The organism is Streptomyces sp. NPDC002088 (assembly GCF_040296605.1).
In the GTDB taxonomy this organism is placed as follows: Bacteria; Actinomycetota; Actinomycetes; order Streptomycetales; family Streptomycetaceae; genus Streptomyces.
On the sequence record NZ_JBEOXO010000008.1, the window covers coordinates 240,410 to 256,770 of the forward strand.

15 protein-coding genes and 1 tRNA gene are annotated in these 16,361 nt (G+C 71.3%); 6 read left to right on the forward strand and 10 right to left on the reverse strand.

What is annotated here, in order from left to right:
- Positions 1-38: 38 nt before the first annotated feature.
- From mshC to ABT114_RS19640, 4 genes are all read right to left on the reverse strand, one after another.
- Positions 39-1,268, reverse strand: a complete 1,230-nt coding sequence (gene mshC, locus ABT114_RS19625) for a cysteine--1-D-myo-inosityl 2-amino-2-deoxy-alpha-D-glucopyranoside ligase (RefSeq protein ID WP_351144065.1) — start codon at positions 1,266-1,268, stop codon at positions 39-41.
- 104 nt (positions 1,269-1,372) lie between these two features.
- The gene (locus ABT114_RS19630) at positions 1,373-2,215 is read right to left on the reverse strand and encodes an SCO1664 family protein (protein WP_351144066.1); all 843 of its coding nucleotides are present in this window, start codon (positions 2,213-2,215) and stop codon (positions 1,373-1,375) included.
- Entirely contained in the window at positions 2,179-2,769 is a 591-nt protein-coding gene (locus ABT114_RS19635; protein ID WP_351144067.1) for a DUF3090 domain-containing protein, read from the reverse strand. The genes ABT114_RS19630 and ABT114_RS19635 overlap by 37 nt, the downstream gene beginning before the upstream one ends.
- An 87-nt stretch (positions 2,770-2,856) precedes the next feature.
- Complete coding sequence (locus ABT114_RS19640) at positions 2,857-3,543, reverse strand: histidine phosphatase family protein (RefSeq protein ID WP_351144068.1); 687 nt, start codon at positions 3,541-3,543, stop codon at positions 2,857-2,859.
- 62 nt (positions 3,544-3,605) lie between these two features.
- Between ABT114_RS19640 and corA the strand changes: the two genes are divergently transcribed.
- Complete coding sequence (gene corA, locus ABT114_RS19645; protein ID WP_351144069.1) at positions 3,606-4,601, forward strand: magnesium/cobalt transporter CorA; 996 nt, start codon at positions 3,606-3,608, stop codon at positions 4,599-4,601.
- 24 nt (positions 4,602-4,625) lie between these two features.
- On the opposite strand, the gene ABT114_RS19650 is transcribed toward corA, so the two are convergent.
- Positions 4,626-5,414: a ferritin-like domain-containing protein gene (locus tag ABT114_RS19650; RefSeq protein ID WP_351144070.1), complete on the reverse strand. Its 789-nt coding sequence runs from the start codon at positions 5,412-5,414 to the stop codon at positions 4,626-4,628.
- Between the two features lie 246 nt (positions 5,415-5,660).
- On the reverse strand, positions 5,661-6,716 hold the full coding sequence (locus ABT114_RS19655; RefSeq protein WP_351144071.1) for an LLM class F420-dependent oxidoreductase: 1,056 nt from the start codon (positions 6,714-6,716) through the stop codon (positions 5,661-5,663).
- A gap of 233 nt (positions 6,717-6,949) precedes the next feature.
- On the opposite strand from ABT114_RS19655, the gene ABT114_RS19660 reads away from it, so the two are divergent.
- Complete coding sequence (locus tag ABT114_RS19660; protein WP_351144072.1) at positions 6,950-7,933, forward strand: aldo/keto reductase; 984 nt, start codon at positions 6,950-6,952, stop codon at positions 7,931-7,933.
- Entirely contained in the window at positions 7,930-10,440 is a 2,511-nt protein-coding gene (locus tag ABT114_RS19665; protein WP_351144073.1) for a helix-hairpin-helix domain-containing protein, read from the forward strand. Before ABT114_RS19660 ends, ABT114_RS19665 begins: the two co-directional genes overlap by 4 nt.
- A gap of 116 nt (positions 10,441-10,556) precedes the next feature.
- On the opposite strand, the gene ABT114_RS19670 is transcribed toward ABT114_RS19665, so the two are convergent.
- Positions 10,557-11,351, reverse strand: coding sequence for a hypothetical protein (locus tag ABT114_RS19670; protein WP_351144074.1), 795 nt, complete (start codon positions 11,349-11,351; stop codon positions 10,557-10,559).
- A 47-nt stretch (positions 11,352-11,398) separates the two neighbouring features.
- Between ABT114_RS19670 and ABT114_RS19675 the strand changes: the two genes are divergently transcribed.
- Complete coding sequence (locus ABT114_RS19675) at positions 11,399-11,587, forward strand: DUF5703 family protein (protein ID WP_005485166.1); 189 nt, start codon at positions 11,399-11,401, stop codon at positions 11,585-11,587.
- 62 nt (positions 11,588-11,649) lie between these two features.
- Here ABT114_RS19675 and ABT114_RS19680 read toward each other — a convergent pair whose 3' ends face one another.
- From ABT114_RS19680 to ABT114_RS19690, 3 genes are all read right to left on the reverse strand, one after another.
- The gene (locus ABT114_RS19680) at positions 11,650-12,450 is read right to left on the reverse strand and encodes a chaplin (protein WP_351144075.1); all 801 of its coding nucleotides are present in this window, start codon (positions 12,448-12,450) and stop codon (positions 11,650-11,652) included.
- A gap of 105 nt (positions 12,451-12,555) precedes the next feature.
- A complete protein-coding gene (gene chpH, locus ABT114_RS19685; protein ID WP_351144076.1) occupies positions 12,556-12,789 on the reverse strand; it encodes a chaplin ChpH in 234 nt (77 codons plus the stop codon).
- A 156-nt stretch (positions 12,790-12,945) separates the two neighbouring features.
- Positions 12,946-14,271 carry a M20/M25/M40 family metallo-hydrolase gene (locus tag ABT114_RS19690; RefSeq protein ID WP_351144077.1) on the reverse strand — a complete coding sequence of 442 codons (1,326 nt, stop codon included), beginning with the start codon at positions 14,269-14,271 and terminating at the stop codon, positions 12,946-12,948.
- A 196-nt stretch (positions 14,272-14,467) separates the two neighbouring features.
- Here ABT114_RS19690 and ABT114_RS19695 point away from each other — a divergent pair.
- Positions 14,468-14,555 (forward strand) — tRNA-Leu (locus ABT114_RS19695).
- A 193-nt stretch (positions 14,556-14,748) separates the two neighbouring features.
- A complete protein-coding gene (locus tag ABT114_RS19700; RefSeq protein WP_351144078.1) occupies positions 14,749-16,317 on the forward strand; it encodes a purine-cytosine permease family protein in 1,569 nt (522 codons plus the stop codon).
- The last annotated feature ends 44 nt before the right edge of the window (positions 16,318-16,361 follow it).

Here is a 16,361-nt window from a genome sequence, read left to right on the forward strand (position 1 = left end):
CACGGGGAGGAAGCGCCCCTCTCGTACGCCTGCGGTCGCTACAGGGCCACGCCCAGCAGCGCGTCCACGGCCCGCGACACGACGCCGGGCGCGCCGATGTCCGTACCGCCCCGCTCCTGCTGTGCGGCGGCCCAGCGGTCCACGGCGGCCAGCGCGGCGGGAGCGTCGAGGTCGTTCGCGAGGGCCTCGCGGATCTCCTCGACGAGCGCCTCCGCGGGCGGCCCGTCGGGGCGGGACACGGCCGCGCGCCACCGGCCGAGCCGTGCCTCGGCGTCCCGCAGCACCTGGTCGGTCCACTCCCAGTCGGAGCGGTAGTGGTGGGCGAGAAGGGCGAGGCGGATGGCGGCCGGGTCGACGCCGTCGCGCCGCAGCTGCGAGACGAAGACGAGGTTGCCCTTGGACTTGGACATCTTCTCGCCGTCCAGGGCGACCATGCCGGCGTGGACGTACGCCTTGGCCATGGGGAACTCGCCGGTCAGCACCTGGGCGTGCGAGGCGCCCATCTCGTGGTGCGGGAAGGCGAGGTCGGAGCCGCCGCCCTGGACGTCGAAGCCCATACCGAGGTGGTCGAGGGCGATGGCGACACACTCGATGTGCCAGCCGGGCCGCCCGCGTCCGAGCGAACCGCCGTCCCAGCTGGGCTCGCCCTCACGGGCGGCCATCCAGAGCATGGGGTCGAGCGGGTTCTTCTTGCCGGGGCGGTCGGGGTCGCCGCCGCGCTCGGCGGACAGCAGCCGCATGGCCGCGGCGTCGAGGCGCGAGACCTTGCCGAAGTCGGGGTCGGACTCGACGGAGAAGTAGACGTCGCCTTCGAGTTCGTAGGCGGCGCCCAGGTCCCGCAGCCGCTCGACGAGCGGCACGATGCCGGGTATCGCCTCGACCGCGCCTATGTAGTGCTGCGGCGGCAGCATCCGGAGCGCGGTCATGTCCTCGCGGAAGAGGGCCGTCTCCTTCTCGGCGAGGGCGACCCAGTCGACGCCGTCCCGCTCCGCGCGCTCCAGGAGCGGATCGTCGACGTCGGTGACGTTCTGGACGTAGTGAACCTGCCGCTTGGTGTCGAGCCACACGCGCTGCACGAGGTCGAACGCGTTGTAGGTCGCCGCGTGACCCATGTGGGTCGCGTCATAGGGCGTGATGCCGCAGACGTAGATACGGGCGACGGGACCGGGGACGAGGGGAACCAAGCCGCCGGTCGCGGTGTCGTGGATCCTCAGGTCGCGGCCCTGACCAGGCAGGGCGGGGACCTCGGAAGCGGGCCAGGCATGCATGCCATGAGCCTAACCGGACTGAAGTTCCACATACGAACCGGAGCAGGCCAGATGACCGAGAAGGCACTCTTGCGCGATGTCGGCCGGTGTGCTGGCGGGCCCTTTCAGACCGGCGGCCACGGAATGGCGGGCCACTCCCCGCTCGGCTCCGGATGCGTCCCGGACTCCAGCAGGGCGTCGACCCGCGCGCGCGTGGCGTCGATCTCGGCGGCGGTGATCAGCCCGGCGAGCCGGACCGCCAGGGCCCCGTCCTGCTCCAGGGCCCCTCTGAGCGCCTTGAGCGCCTCGACGGCCTCCCCGGTCAGCGGCTCCCCCGCCCATCCCCACAGCAGCGTCCGCAGCTTGTTCTCGGCGTTGAAGGTGACCCCGTGGTCGATGCCGTAGAGGCGCTCCTGCGCGGCGGGCAGCAGATGGCCGCCCTTGCGGTCCGCGTTGTTGATCACCGCGTCGAGCACGGCGAGCCGCCGCAGCCGTTCGTCGTCGGCGTGCACCAGCAGCGCCGTCTTCCCGTCACCGACCTCGGCGAAGCCGATCGCCTTCCAGCCGGGCCCCGGCTCCTCGTCGTCCACCAGGGCGAGCAGCTCGGTGTCCGGGAGTGCCTCGATCCACAGCTGGCACATCCCCTCCCCGTACGGTCCGTCCCGCAGCACGGTGGGCGGCACGAGCCCCCAGCCGGTCGCCTCGGAGACCTCGTACGCCGCCACCTCGCGCTCGGCGAGCGTGCCGTCGGGGAAGTCCCACAGGGGCCGCTCCCCGGCGACGGGTTTGTAGATGCAGGCCGCCTCGTGACCCTCGTACGTCACCGTGCAGTAGAGCGCCGCGTTGGACGCGTCGCGGATGCGTCCGCGCACGGTCAGCTCGCCCCGAGCAAGCAGCTCGGCGGGCGTCACGTCGGTCGTCACGTCGGTCGTCACGCTCCGCGACGGTATCCGTTCTGGCGCGGACATACGTGTCCTTCCGGGTCGAGCGGCAGGCTGCACAGCGGGCAGGGCGGCCGGCCGGCGTTGACGACGTCGAGGGCGCGCTTGGCGAAGGCCCGGGCCTGCGCGCCGGTCAGCCGGACCCGCAGCATCGGGGGCCCGTTCTCCTCGTCCTGGAGCAGCCGCTCCTCGGCCTCGGCGAGGTCCTCGTCGGAGTCGGCCTCGAGCTCCACGAGGGCCTGAGCCTCGACGATCATGCGCTGCTCCTCGCCGTCCCAGGCCAGCGCCATGGTGCCGACCCGGAACTCCTCCTCGACCGGTGTGGCGAGGGGGGCGGTGTCGGAGATCTCGGTGGGCGCCATGGCGGGCACGGCAGCGCTGCCGCCGCTACGGCGTACGACCTCGTCGAGCAGTTCGTCCATGCGCTCGGCGAGCGCTGCGACCTGGGTCTTCTCCAGGGCCACACTGGTCACCCGGGAGCCGGCGACGGCCTGGAGAAAGAAGGTACGGCGCCCGGGCAGTCCGACCGTACCGGCCACGAAGCGCTCCGGCGGGTCGTAGAGGTACACCTGACGGGACACGTCCTGTCTCCATTGGAATCGTGAGTGCGTGAACGTCCATGCGTGAACGCGACTGTATGAACCGCTTCACCCTACTGCGGCCGACGATCACGGTGCGCCCGCGCCGCCCCCGACCGGGGCTTCGTCCCCGGGAGGTTCCTCGCGCGGCGCCAGGGAGGCGAAATCGCCCGTGTCCCCGAGACGCACGAGAAAGGGCCGCAGCCGTGTGTAGCGGATCGCGGTGATGGAACACGGTTCAACGGAAATCCTCTGGAACAGGTCGAGATGAAGTCCGAGTGCGTCCGCCACCAGCGACTTGATGATGTCGCCGTGCGAGCACATGAGGTACACGGCATCGGAGCCGTGATCACGCTCCACGCGCGCGTTCCACTCGCGCACCGCCTCCGCGGCCCGGGTCTGCATGGCCCGCATGGACTCGCCGCCGGGGAAGGCCGCCGCCGACGGGTGCGCCTGGACGACCTCCATCAGGGGTTCGTCCTTCAGCTCGGCGAGTTTGCGCCCGGACCAGTCGCCGTAGTGGCACTCCCCTATCCGCTCGTCGGTGTGCGCCCGCAGTCCGGGACGTGCGTCGAGCAGCGGCTGGAGGGTCTCCTGGCAGCGCTGCAACGGGCTGGTGACGACCTCGGCGATCGGGAGCTCGGCGAGCCGCCCGGGCAGTGCGGCGGCCTGTGCGGCCCCGCGCTCGTCGAGGGCGACGCCAGGCGTCCAGCCGGCGAGCAGCCCCTCGGTGTTGGCGGTGGAACGTCCGTGCCGGACGAGGATCAACGTGGGCATGCGGCCCAGCGTAGGCGCACCCGAGGGTGCGCAGGCGGCCGGGCGGATGGAGAATGCGCTCCGTGATCGTCGACTGCGCCGTCTACCGCGACGGGCACCGGACCGAGGGCCCCGAGGACCTCTCCGACGCCCTGGCCGAGGCACGCGCGGCGGGCGGGTTCGTCTGGATCGGCCTGCACGAGCCGTCGGAGAAGGAGTTCGGCCTGGTCACCCGGGAGTTCGGGCTGCACCCGCTGGCGGTCGAGGATGCCCTGAAGGCCCACCAGCGTCCCAAGCTCGAGGTGTACGACGACTCGCTGTTCCTGGTGCTCAAACCGGTCGTCTACGAGCCGGAGAGCGACGCCGTCTCCACCGGCGAGGTCATGATCTTCCTCGGTGACGCCTTCGTGGTGACCGTCCGGCACGGCGAGGGCTCACCGCTGGCCGCCGTACGGCACCGGCTGGAACAGGAGCCGAAGATCCTCGGCAAAGGTCCCACGGGCGTGCTGTACGCGATCGCCGACGCCGTCGTCGACCACTACATGGACGTGGCGACCGAGCTGCAGACCGACCTGGAGGAGTTGGAGACGGAGGTCTTCTCGCCGGACGGCGGCGGCTCGCGGCACACCGCGTCCCGCATCTACACCTTCAAGCGGCAGATCCTGGAGTTCCGGCGGGCGACCGGTCCGCTGACCCTGCCGCTGGCCCGGCTCGCGGTCACCGGGCAGTTCGGCGGGCCGGTGCCGTTCGTGAACGACGCGGCACGGCCCTTCTTCCGCGACGTCAACGACCACCTCACGCGCGTGAACGAGTCGGTGGAGGGCCTGGACCGGCTGGTCTCGGACGTCCTCTCGGCGCACCTCGCGCAGACGGGCGTGCGGCAGAACGACGACATGCGGAAGATCTCCGCGTGGGCGGCCATGGCCGCGGTTCCCACGATGATCGCGGGGATCTACGGCATGAACTTCGACCACATGCCGGAGCTGCACTGGATCTGGTCGTACCCGGCGGTGATCGCGGTGATGGCCGCCCTGGAGGTGCTGTTGTACCGGACGTTCAAACAGCGGGGCTGGCTGTAGCTTTCCGGCATCACGCTGCCGGCTTCAGGCGTATTCGGGTGCGGGTGCGGCGGGGCCGCCCAGCGCGTTGCGCCGCTGGGGCATCTCCAGCGACACCATCCGCCGCCAGCCGGCGAACCGCTCCCAGGCGTACACGGCGTGGATGACGACCGCGAGCACCGCGGACCTCGCCTTCGGCCAGCCGAGGACGCGTCCCATGTGGGCCATCACGGCAAGGCTGACGTCCCGGTAGATGCGGATCTCGGCCAGCGCGCACTCCCGCAGTGTCTTCTGGATGGCACGGCCGTGCCCGGCGTGGGCGAAGCGGAGCAGTTCCTCGTGGCAGTAGGCGAGGTGGTTGTTTTCGTCGTTGGAGATCACCTTCACCGCGCGGCCGACGTCGGGATGGTCGGCGAAGTGCTTGCGCAGCAGCTCCATCTGCTCGGAGGCGCGCTGTTCGGTGACCCGGCTGTGGGCCAGGTAGGTGACGATGTCCCGGACGGTCAGCGGCCGTTCGCTCCTGAGCTTGTCGTGGGCGAGGCCGATGCCGTGCTTCTCCAGGAGCATCGTGTAGTCGGTGTCGAGCGGTACGGGGACAGGTTCGAGGCCCCGCTTCCTGATCAGGGCGTTGAAGATCCGTCCGTGCTTGTCCTCGTCGGCGCCATGGCGGGCGATCTTGGGGGCCAGTTCGCGTTCACTCTCCGGGACGAGCGCGGCGATCCGGGCGTTCTCCCAGCCGCCCTGCGCCTCTCCGCTGGCCGCGATGGAGCAGAAGAGCCGGAAGGACTCGTCGTCGTCGAGGATCTCCTGGAACAGACTCTTGGCCGAAAGCATCGTGGACACCTCTCTGCCGGACTCCGAGTCAAATGCGGCGCGAGAGGTGGTGCAACAGCTGTGTCGGACGACTGCGCCAAAAGAAGGACCCCGGGGGTCACGACGGAGGCGTAACCGCACGGGCCCGGGCGCGTTGTTCCCCGTGACGGCCGTGGCGGGGAAGACCCCCGAGCCCCCACCACGGCCGTGGAACAACCTCTCCCGATGCTCCCGCTGATGTGGCTGATGTGTCCCCGTGTCCCGGGATTACGCGAGCCCGGCGCGTTCCAGGGCCTCGGTGCCGGCGCGGAGCGAGGCAAGCCGCTCGTCCAGCGTGAAGCCGGCGGGGGCGAGGCTCAGAGTGGTGACGCCGGCCGCCGCATAGGCCTTCATCCGGTCCGCGATCCGGTCCACCGAACCGAGCAGCGTGGTCTGGTCGATCAGCTCCTGCGGAACGGCGGCCGCGGCGCCCTGCTTGTCGCCGGACAGGTACTTCTCCTGGATCTCGGCGGCGGCCTTCTCGTACCCCATGCGCCGGGCAAGCTGGTTGTAGAAGTTCTGCTTGGGGCTGCCCATGCCACCGACGTAGAGCGCGGTGTACGGACGGAAGGTGTCGGCGAGCCGGGCCACGTCCTTGTCGTCGCCGACGGCGAGCGGGAGGGTCGGGCAGACGTCGAACCCGTCGAGGCTCTTGCCGGCCTTCTCGCGCCCGGCGCGCAGATAGGTGATCGCGGTGTCCTCGAGGTGATCGGCCGAGGGGAAGATCAGCAGGGCGCCGTCGGCGATCTCGCCGGTCTGCTCGAGGTTCTTCGGCCCGATGGCGGCGATGTACAGCGGGATGTGCTCGCGCTGCGGGTGGACGGTGAGCTTGATGGGCTTGCCCGGCCCGCCGGGCAGGGGCAGCGTCCAGTGCTCACCCTCGTACGACAGCCGTTCCCGGGTCATCGCCTTGCGCACGATCTCGACGTACTCACGCGTGCGTGCCAGCGGCTTGTCGAACTTGACGCCGTACCAGCCCTCGGAGACCTGCGGGCCGGACACGCCGAGGCCGAGGCGGAAGCGGCCGCCGGACAGCGAGTCGAGCGTCGCCGCGGTCATCGCGGTCATCGCGGGCTGGCGGGCCGGAATCTGGAAGATGGCCGAGCCCACGTCGATCCGCTCGGTCTGGGCGGCGACCCAGCTGAGCACGGTGGCCGCGTCGGAGCCGTAGGCCTCGGCGGCCCAGCACACGGCGTAGCCGAGCCGGTCGGCCTCCTTCGCCACGGCGAGATTGTCCGCGTCCATCCCGGCGCCCCAGTAGCCGAGGTTGATCCCGAGCTGCATGCCCGATCCCCTTACCGCTCAGTAACGTCCCTTGTGCGGAGACCTTAGCGCGGTGGCCTCCGGCGGGGGAGGCGGGTGTGGTGCGGGTCGCACGGGTCCGCGGCCGGACCAGTGGCCGGGCCGGAGGGCCGCGCCGACGGCCGGCGGACCGCCGACAACTGCGGTCCGGCCACGCGAAATCGGTTGTCCACAGGCAACCCACGCACCACCCTTGGCCAGTAATCTCGGCGTCCATGGAGCAGAGGCATCTCGGCCGCACCGGCCTGCGCGTGTCCCGCATCGGCCTGGGCACCCTCACCTGGGGCAGGGACACCGACGAGCACGACGCCGCGGACCTCTTGAAGACGTTCTGGGAAGCGGGCGGCAGCCTCGTCGACACCGCGGACGTGTACGGCGACGGGGAGGCCGAGTACCTGCTCGGACGGCTCATGGAGGGCCTCGTGCCACGCCATGACCTGGTCATCTCGACCAAGGCCGGCAGCGTGCCGGACCCCGACCGCCGCTTCGACGGCTCCCGCGGCCATCTGCTCTCCGCACTGGACGCCTCACTGTCCCGCCTCGGTACGGACTACGTCGACCTGTGGCACATCCACGCCTTCGACGCGCACACCCCGCTGGAGGAGACCCTCCAGGCCCTCGACCTGGCGGTCAGCAGCGGCCGCGCACGCTATGTCGGCGTCTCCAACTTCTGCGGCTGGCAGCTCGCCAAGGCGGGGACCTGGCAGCTGGCGGCGCCGGGCACGCGTACCCGCCTGGCTAGCACGCAGCTGGAGTACTCGCTGCTCCAGCGGGGCGTGGAGCGCGAGGTGCTGCCGGCCGCGCTGGACCTGGGGATAGGGCTGCTGCCGTCGTCGCCGCTCGGCCGCGGGGTGCTCACCGGCAAGTACCGCCACTCGACTCCTCCGGACTCCCGAGGCGCCTCCGAACACCTGGCGCCCTTCGTCGCGCCCTACCTCGACGACACCGCGAGCCGCATCGTCGACGCCGTGACGACCGCTGCGGACGGGCTCGCGGTGACCCCGCTCCAGATCGCCCTCGCCTGGATCCGCGACCGGCCCGGAGTGGCGGCCCCCATCATCGGCGCGCGCAACGCGCAGCAGCTCACGGCGGCATTGTCAGTGGAGGCCCTTAGTCTTCCTGACGAGATCTGCCGGGCGCTCGACGACGTGTCGGCGCCTGTGCACCGCTACCCCGATCACGACTGGAGCACGCTGTGAGCACGGAGCCGGAGCCGGACACCACGGAGGACGCCGGGGCACCGACCACCGGGACCCCGGAGGCCCAGGACACCCCCGAGGCGGCGGGGAGCGGTGCGGATGTGACCGGGCGTGGCGTTTCGGCGGCCGCCGGGGGCGGCGGTGACGGCGGTGACGGCGGTGACGGCGAGCGGGCCGAGGGAGGCGCCGACGCCGATGCGGCCGACGCCGCCGACGCGGACGACGCCGCAGCGCGGCAGGGCGACGCGACCGGTCCGGACGGCGACGCGGCCGAAAGGCGCGATGGGGAGGCCTCCGCCCGGGCGTCCGACGCCGATGACGACGCCGGCGCCGATGCGGCCGACGCCGCAGCGCGGCAAGGCGACGCGGCCGGTCCGGGCGGCGCGGCGGCCGAAGACGGCGACGCGGCCGACGGCGGCACCGCGGCCGAAGAGGGCGCCGTAGCCGAAGGCGGCGGTGGGGAGGCCGAGACCTCCTCCCAGTTGTCCGAAGCCGAGGCCGAGATCGCGGCGCAGCGGCTTGAGCGGGAGCGGATCGAGCGGCGGAAGGCCGAGAAGACGGGGCCCATCGACAGTGGGGCCAAGCTGAGCGGGAAGGCTGCCGATCTGCTCGCGGCCGTGCGGGCCGTGGAGAGCGGTGAGAAGCCCGTCGCCGGCGCATTCAGCGAGCCGGAGCCCGCGCTGCGCCGCCCCGCCCCGGAGCCCGTACGGCGGCCGCAGCCGGTGACCGCCGACGCCGTCGGCATCCCCTCGGGCCCCGCCCCGCAGACCGTCGAGGCGGTACGCCGCGTGCTGGCCGACGGCGGCGCGCCCGAGGCGCTGGCGCCCCAGGTCGCCACGGCTCTCGGCGAGGGCGCGGACGACGAGCTGCGCGCCGATCCCTGGCAGTTGCTGCGGGTCACGGGCGTGCGGCCCGAGCAGGCCGACGGGTTCGCGCGGGCGCTGCTCGGCGCGGACTGCGGCCCGGACGACGAACGGCGGGGCCGGGCAGTCACCGGCTGGCTTCTGGAACAGGCGGCCCTGGCCGGGCACACCGCCCTGGAGATGCCCGCGCTCACGGCCGCGCTGGCCCAGCGGGCCGTGCCGGATCCGGAGGCGGCCGTGCAGAGCGCGATCGCGCAAGGCGAGGCCCTGGTCTTCCAGGACGCGCTGGACGAACCAGGGGCTGCGGCCGGTCGCCGGGACGACACGTCGGAGGCCGACGAGGACGCGGCAGCGCCCCCGGTCCGTGTCCTCGTCGGCCTGGAGCGGTACGCGCTCGCCGAGGAGAGCCTCGCTGACGGCCTGGCCCGCCTGGTCAACTCCCTCGCCAAGGAAACCCCGGTGGAGTGGGAACCGGCGGTGGCCTCGGCCACCGGCAGCACGGCCGAGCTGATCCGCGCCGTCGCCGGACACGGCCTGGTGCTGCACACGGGCGGCGAGGCGGCCCGCGCCGAACCGGCGGCCCTGATCGGCGCGGCCCGAACGCTGGGCCTGCGTGCCGTCGCGGCCTGCCACACGGCCGACGGCCGCCGCAGGCTCGCCGCCGCGCTCGGGACGGCCGAGGCCGGTGCCGACGTCGTCACGGTCGCCGGGCTCCTCTCCGGCACCGAAGGGCCCGGGCGGGACGCCGAAGGGGCCCTGGACCTCGATCTCCTGGTCCTGCTGGACGCGCCGCAGCTCGACGTGGAAAGCGCCGCGATGGTGGTGGAGTCGCTGCCCGACGGAGCCCGGCTGGTGCTGAGCGGTGATCCGGCGGTGCTGTGGTCGGCCGGCCCCGGCCGGGTCTTCGCCGATCTGCTCGCCGCCCGGGTGTGTCCGCAGGTCGCCTCGCGCACACCGGACCCGGGTCCGCTCGGCGAGCTGGTCTCCGGTATCGGCGTCGGCGAGCTGACCCAGGTCGACGCGCCCGGCAAGGAGATCGTGATCGTGCCGGTGCGGGACGCGGGCGAGGCCGTGCACCGGACCGTGCAGCTCGTCGCCGACTCGGTGCCGCGTGCCCTCGGCGTCCCCGCCGAGCAGACGGTGGTGATCACCCCCGGCCACGGCGGCGCGGCCGGCACCCGCGCGCTCAACGCCGCGCTCAAGGAGCGGCTCAACCCCGGCCCCGGACGGTTCGGCGGCTTCGACCCCGGTGACCGGATCGCCTACTCCCCCGTGCCGGGGCGTGCGCTGCCGGGCCAGGTGGTGACGGCCGACGCCGACGGGCTGCACCTGTCGTGCGCGGGCGACCCTGTGGTCGTCCCGAGGGAGCGGGTGGAGCAGTCCGTGCGGCACGGGTGGGCGCTGACCGCGCACCAGGCGGTGGGCAGCCGGTGGCCCGCGGCGGTCGTGGTGCTGCCCGGCGATGCCACGCAGGCCCTCAGTCGGCCTTGGATCTACACGGCGTTCGGCCGCGCGGACCGCCATCTGTCCGTGGTCCACGGTGTGGAGCAGGCGCTGCCGAAGGCCGTCGCCGAGGGCTTGGCCAAGCCCCGGACGACCCGGCTGCCCACGCTGTTGCGCACGCAGGTGCCGACGGCGGACTGATCCGGCCGGCAAACGGACAACGACGGCGACGGCGACGGCGACGGCGACGGCGACGGCGACGGCCGGGAGGCTCCAGCCCCCGGCCGCCGCCGTGACGAAAGTCGCCGCGCACCGCCCTAACGGTCGGCGTCCAGCCGCTCCAGTTCCTGGTCCTCCGCCTGGCCCTCGTCCTCGGCGTCGTCATCGTCCAGATCCGCGTCGAGATCGTCGTCGATGACGTCCTCCTCGAGGTCGCCGTCGAGCTCGTCAACCTCGTCCTGCGCGTCCTCGGCGTCCTCGGGGTCGTCCGTGTCGTCGATGTCGTCGTCGAACACCGCGCTGACGTCGAAGCGGCAGACCACCCGCTGCGGGTCGATCTGCTCGAACGGGGCCTCCAGCCACTCTCCGGGGTCGGCCGGTTCGTCCGCGGCCGTCACCCAGAGCGTGGAGTCGCCCTCCTCCAGCCCGAATTCCTTGTGCCGGGAAGCGATCTCGTCCGGCTCGAACTCGCCGAACAGGATGCCGAGCGCCCCGTGGATCGTGCCGGCGGCGTCCTCGCCCGTGTCCGCGCTCTCCTCGTACTCCGCCGCCTCGACCCGCTGGGCCTGTGCCAGCAGCCGCTGGGGCTCCGCCACGGCGTAGTCGCGGCGGATCAGCACGCTGATCGCGTTCGGTTCCTCGGGGCCCGTGTACGGCGGCAGCGAGTCGTCCGCACCGGGGATCTCGAAGGGCGTGACCTCGTCGTAGCGGTCGTAGAGCAGCTCGTCGTACACCTCGGCGGCCGCGGCCAGCTGGTTGAACGCCTCGTATACGGCCGGGTCGTCCTCACCCGACCTACGTTCGACCGCGGCCAGGTGGCGGTCGAGCGCGGTCTTGACCGCCTCGGCGGCGGCTCGTACCTCGGCAGCGGTGGGCTGCGCAGCATCAGACATAGTGCAGACGCTATCCGTACCGGGCCCCAGCCCGCACAATAGATGCGATGCCGGAATACGAATTTGTCGACGTGTACGTACCGCGCGGGGTTTCCCGCAAGGACGCCACACGACTGCTGACGGACCATGCCGAGTACGGACACTGGGAGTTGGACCGCCTGAGTCTGCTGCGCGACGGCAGCCGCAGGGTGCGGTTGCGCCGGCGGATCATCCGCCAGGTGCGTGCCACGTGGTGAGCTGAGGTGACGGAAACGGAGCGGGCCCCGCTACGGCGGGGCCCGCTCCGTTGTGTCTGTCGTCACACCGAGGCTCGCGCCTTGCGGTAGAGGACCGCGCCGGCCAGCAGCGCGCCCGCGCCGACCGGCAGGACGAGGCCCATCGGCAGGTCACTGCCGGTGTGGGCGAGCTGCGCGGTGCCGCGAGGCTGGCTCACGGACTGGGTGCCCGGTTGGTTGACGTGCGAGCCATTGCCGGGTGTTTCGTGGCCCGAGCTGGGCGGGGTGCTCGGCGAACCCGGCGTACCGGGCTCCTCGGGGTTGCCCGGCTGCCCCGGGTTGCTGGGCTGTCCCGGCGTCCCCGGGGGCGTCGTGCCACCGCCGCCCGGAGGCGTGGTGTGGTGCCCGCCGCCGCCGTTCGCGCAGTCGTTGCCGGTGGCGGGGTCGGCGACCCCGATGACGTCCACGCTGTTGCCGCAGACATTGACCGGCACGTCGATCGGCGCCTCGACGTGGTTGCCGGAGCCCACGCCGGGCGAGTCGCCAGTGTGTCCGCCGGCGTGCGCGCCCCCGGAGCCACCGTGACCACCGGAACCGCCGTGACCGTCATGGCCGTACCCACCCGAGGGCGAACCGCTCCCGCCGTTGTCGGCGCATGTGTTGCCCAAGGCCGGGTTGAGGACCCCGATCACGTCGACCGTGTTTCCGCACACGTTCACCGGCACATTCACCGGTGCCTGCACGGTATTGCCGGACAGTACGCCCGGAGAATGGGAACTGGCGCCGCTCGCCCCCGAGTCGGCGTAGGCATGACCGCCGGCGGCGGCGATCGCGCCCGTCGCCACCATCATGGTCATGAGGCCTTTGCGGGTGACCTCTCTCATACTGAATCCCTGCCTTTGACCTTGTCTCGAAAAGACCGATCGGCCCCGGAGCACATGGCGCGCGCTCCGGGGCCGACGGGATGGACAACCCTCAGAAGGGCAACGTCACTTGTTGATGCAGGTGTTGCCGAAGGCAGGGTTCAGCAGCCCGATCACCGAGATCGTGTTGCCGCAGACGTTCACGGGGACGTGAACGGGCACCTGAACAACGTTGCCGGACAGGACGCCCGGGGAGTGCACGGCGGCACCCTGGGCACCGGAATCGGCAACGGCCAGGCCCGCGCCCGCGAGAACCAGCCCGCCGGTGGCAGCGGCAGCGGCGACGATCTTCTTGATCATTATTCCTCCTTGTTGGCAATGCGATCCAAAGCCGCGGATCACATCATCAGTAACGAGGAGAAAATCTTGGGGATACGAACTTATGAGAGCATCACTCTTCTCAGTTACTTCCGCACATGCTGACGATTTCTGAAGTGCCCGTATCCGTGGGCGAGTTCAGGACGCGTCGATGAACCGGTCGAGCACCCGCACACCGAACTTCAGGCCGTCCACGGGCACCCGCTCGTCGACGCCGTGGAACATGCCGGCGAAGTCCAGCTCCGGCGGCAGCTTCAGCGGCGCGAAGCCGAAGCCCCGGATGCCGAGGTCGTCGAAGGACTTGGCATCGGTCCCGCCGGAGAGCATGTAGGGAATCGCCTTCGCGGCCGGGTCCTCGGCCAGCAGCGCGGACTGCATGGCGTCCACGAGCGCCCCGTCGAAGGTGGTCTCGACGGCCTTGTCGGCATGCACGTCCTCGCGTCGCACGTGCGGTCCGAGGATGCGGTCGAGGTCGGCGAGGAACTCCTCCTCGAACCCGGGCAGGAAACGCCCGTCGACGTGCGCGGTGGCCTCGCCCGGGATCACGTTGACCTTGTAGCCGGCGTTCAGCTGGGTCGGGTTGGCCGTGTTGCCCAGGGTCGCGCCGATGAGCTTGGCGATGCCGCCCAGCTTGGCGAGCGTGCCCTCCATGTTCTCCGGGTCGAGCTCGGTGCCGAGCGCGTCGCCGAGTTCGTCGAGGAAGGCCCGGGTCGTCTTGGTGACCCGCACCGGGAACTTGTGCCGCCCGAGCCGCGCGACGGCCTCGGACAGCTCGGTGATCGCGTTGTCCCGGTGGATCATCGAGCCGTGCCCGGCCGTACCGGCCACGGTCAGCTTCATCCAGTGCATGCCCTTCTCGGCCGTCTGGATGAGATAGAGCCGCCGCTGCTCGCTCACGGTGAACGAGAACCCGCCCACCTCGCTGATCGCCTCGGTGACGCCCTCGAAGAGGTCGCGGTGGTTGTCGACGAGGTACCGCGCGCCGTACGTGCCGCCCGCCTCCTCGTCCGCGAGGAACGCGAGCACGATGTCCCGGGGCGGCTTGCGCCCGCTGCGCAGCCGGTCCCGTACGACCGCGAGCGTCATCGCGTCCATGTCCTTCATGTCGACGGCCCCACGGCCCCACACGCACCCGTCCGCGACCTCGCCCGAGAAGGGGTCGTGGGTCCAGTCGACCGCGTTGGCCGGTACGACGTCGGTGTGGCCGTGGATCAGCAGCGCGGGCCGGGAGGGGTCCTCGCCCTCGATGCGGGCCACGGTGGAGGCGCGCCCCGGGTGCGACTCGAAGATCCGCGGTTCGAGTCCGACCTCGGCGAGCTTCTCGGCGACGTACTCGGCCGCCTTGCGCTCGCCCGGACCCGAGTGGTCGCCGTAGTTGCTGGTGTCGATCCGGATCAGCTCGCGACAGAGGTCCACGACCTCGTCCTCGCCGGTGACACCCTTGGCCGTGTCCGTCTGGCTCACTCTGCTTCCTCCCGCTGTCGCTGCTGGTGGTCCCCCTCATCCTCTCCCCCCGGCCGACCGGTCCCCAAGACCGGACGCGTCTCGTCACACGCCGTTCACCCGGCCCCGGGCCCGGGGGCGGGGGTGATCGGGACCCTCCGAAAGCCTGGTAGTGTTTCCTTCGTCGCCGCGGGGAACACCGCGCGACAGACACCTTGTCCGGGTGGCGGAATGGCAGACGCGCTAGCTTGAGGTGCTAGTGCCCTTTATCGGGCGTGGGGGTTCAAGTCCCCCCTCGGACACCAGCAAAACCCCTGTTGATCAGGGGTTTTTTGCTTTTCAGGGGCGCCCTGGGCACGGGCCGGCGTCTTGTAACCAGTAGGCAAATTCCTTCGGGCTAAGGGTTGCCTCACCCCGGACCCAAAAGTGTATTCATTTCCGCATGCACTTTCGTGTGCACTCTCCCTGGCTTCCTCATCCACCACCCTTGGAGCGACCGTGTCGCTGACCCAGGAAGTACACCGACCCCCGCTGCGCACCAGATCCACCGACGACCCGGCGGTCGTCGCCGAGCAGCGCGCCGACGACTACAGCAACCACGTGGTCCCGCTGACCGCGCGGGTCGGGCGCTGGCAGCTGACCATGTCGTACTGGTCCCTGCTCAGCGCGATGGTCTGGCTGTTCTACGGCGCGCTCGCGGCCAGCCTCTACGGCACCACCGACGCCCTGATCGCCATCGGCGTCTCGGTGGTGACGTACTCGCTCATGGCCCACCTGTTCACTCGCTGGAGCCTGCGCAGCGGGCTGAACACCACCCTGCTGTCACGCCGCATGTTCGGAGTGCTCGGCGCCTCGCTCACCGCGCTGCTCGTCGCCGCCACGACCACGTACTACGCGGTGTTCGAGAGCAGCACGCTCGCCGTCGCCTTCCAGCACTACACGCCCTCGTGGGACATCCGGATCTGGTACGCGATCATCGTGGTCGCCATGCTGCCGCTGATGCTCGGCGGCGTGCAGACCTGGATGGCGAAGCTCAACGCCGTACTGCTGCCGCTGTACGTGGTGGGCATCATCGCCGCGGTGATCGCCGCCGCCGTCCGCTTCCCCGCCGCCTCCGACTGGACGTCGTTCTCCGGCATCATCCCGTCCGAGGCACGGGCGCTGCCCGGTTGGCTGCTCGCCTCGGTGCTGTACATGGGCTGCTACCTCAACATGCTGATGAACGTGGACTTCGCGCGGCTCGCCAAGAAGGAGGACGACGGCTTCCACCGCAACGTCACCTTCGGCTGGGTCTTCTACGTCTGCCTGTTCGGGGTCAACGGCGCCGTCGGCATCTTCCTGGTCCGTGCCGCGATACCCGACCAGCCGGCCGCCGAGACGGGTGTGGTGCAGGCCATTCTCGCCTCGCTCGGCGTGGCCGGGCTGATCCTGATCGTCGCCTCCCAGGCCCGGATCAACAGCCTCAACTACTACCAGTCGTCCGCCAACTGGGGACGGCTCATCACCAACCTCTTCGGTGTGCGCGTCAACCGCATCCTGCTGGTCGTGGTCAGCTCGGCCGTGGTGTTCCTGCTCATGCTCACCGATGTCTTCAGCTATCTGCAGTCCGCGCTGACCTGGCAGGGCGTCTTCGTCGTCAGCTGGGTGGGGATCATGCTCACCCACTACGCGCTGGTGCCCGAGGACCGCGCGTCCGGACCCGAGTTCCGCGCCCTGCGGCTACCCCGGGCAACGTGGGGGCTCGGCGTCTGGGTGCTCGCCTCAGCCCTCGGCATCTACCTGGTCGAGGCACCAGGCGTGCCCGCCGCGCTCGCCGGGACGGCCCAGTTGGTCGCCCTCATGGTCAGCGCCGTGCTGTACGGGGTTCTGGTACTGGCACGCCGCTCCTCCGCGCGCACCCACGCCGACCCACGCGACGAGGTGGACGACCCAGCGGCCGTCTGGGCCGAGTGCCACCGCTGCGCCAAGTCGTACGTCGTCGTGGAGATGGACCGCGAGCCGCTCGCCGGCGGGGCGCCGGTCTGCGACGAGTGCGCCACGGCATCCCTGGTACCCGGACGCGGCTGACCCGCCCCCGCCCCGACTTCAACCGTCCTCAAACCGTCTGGAAC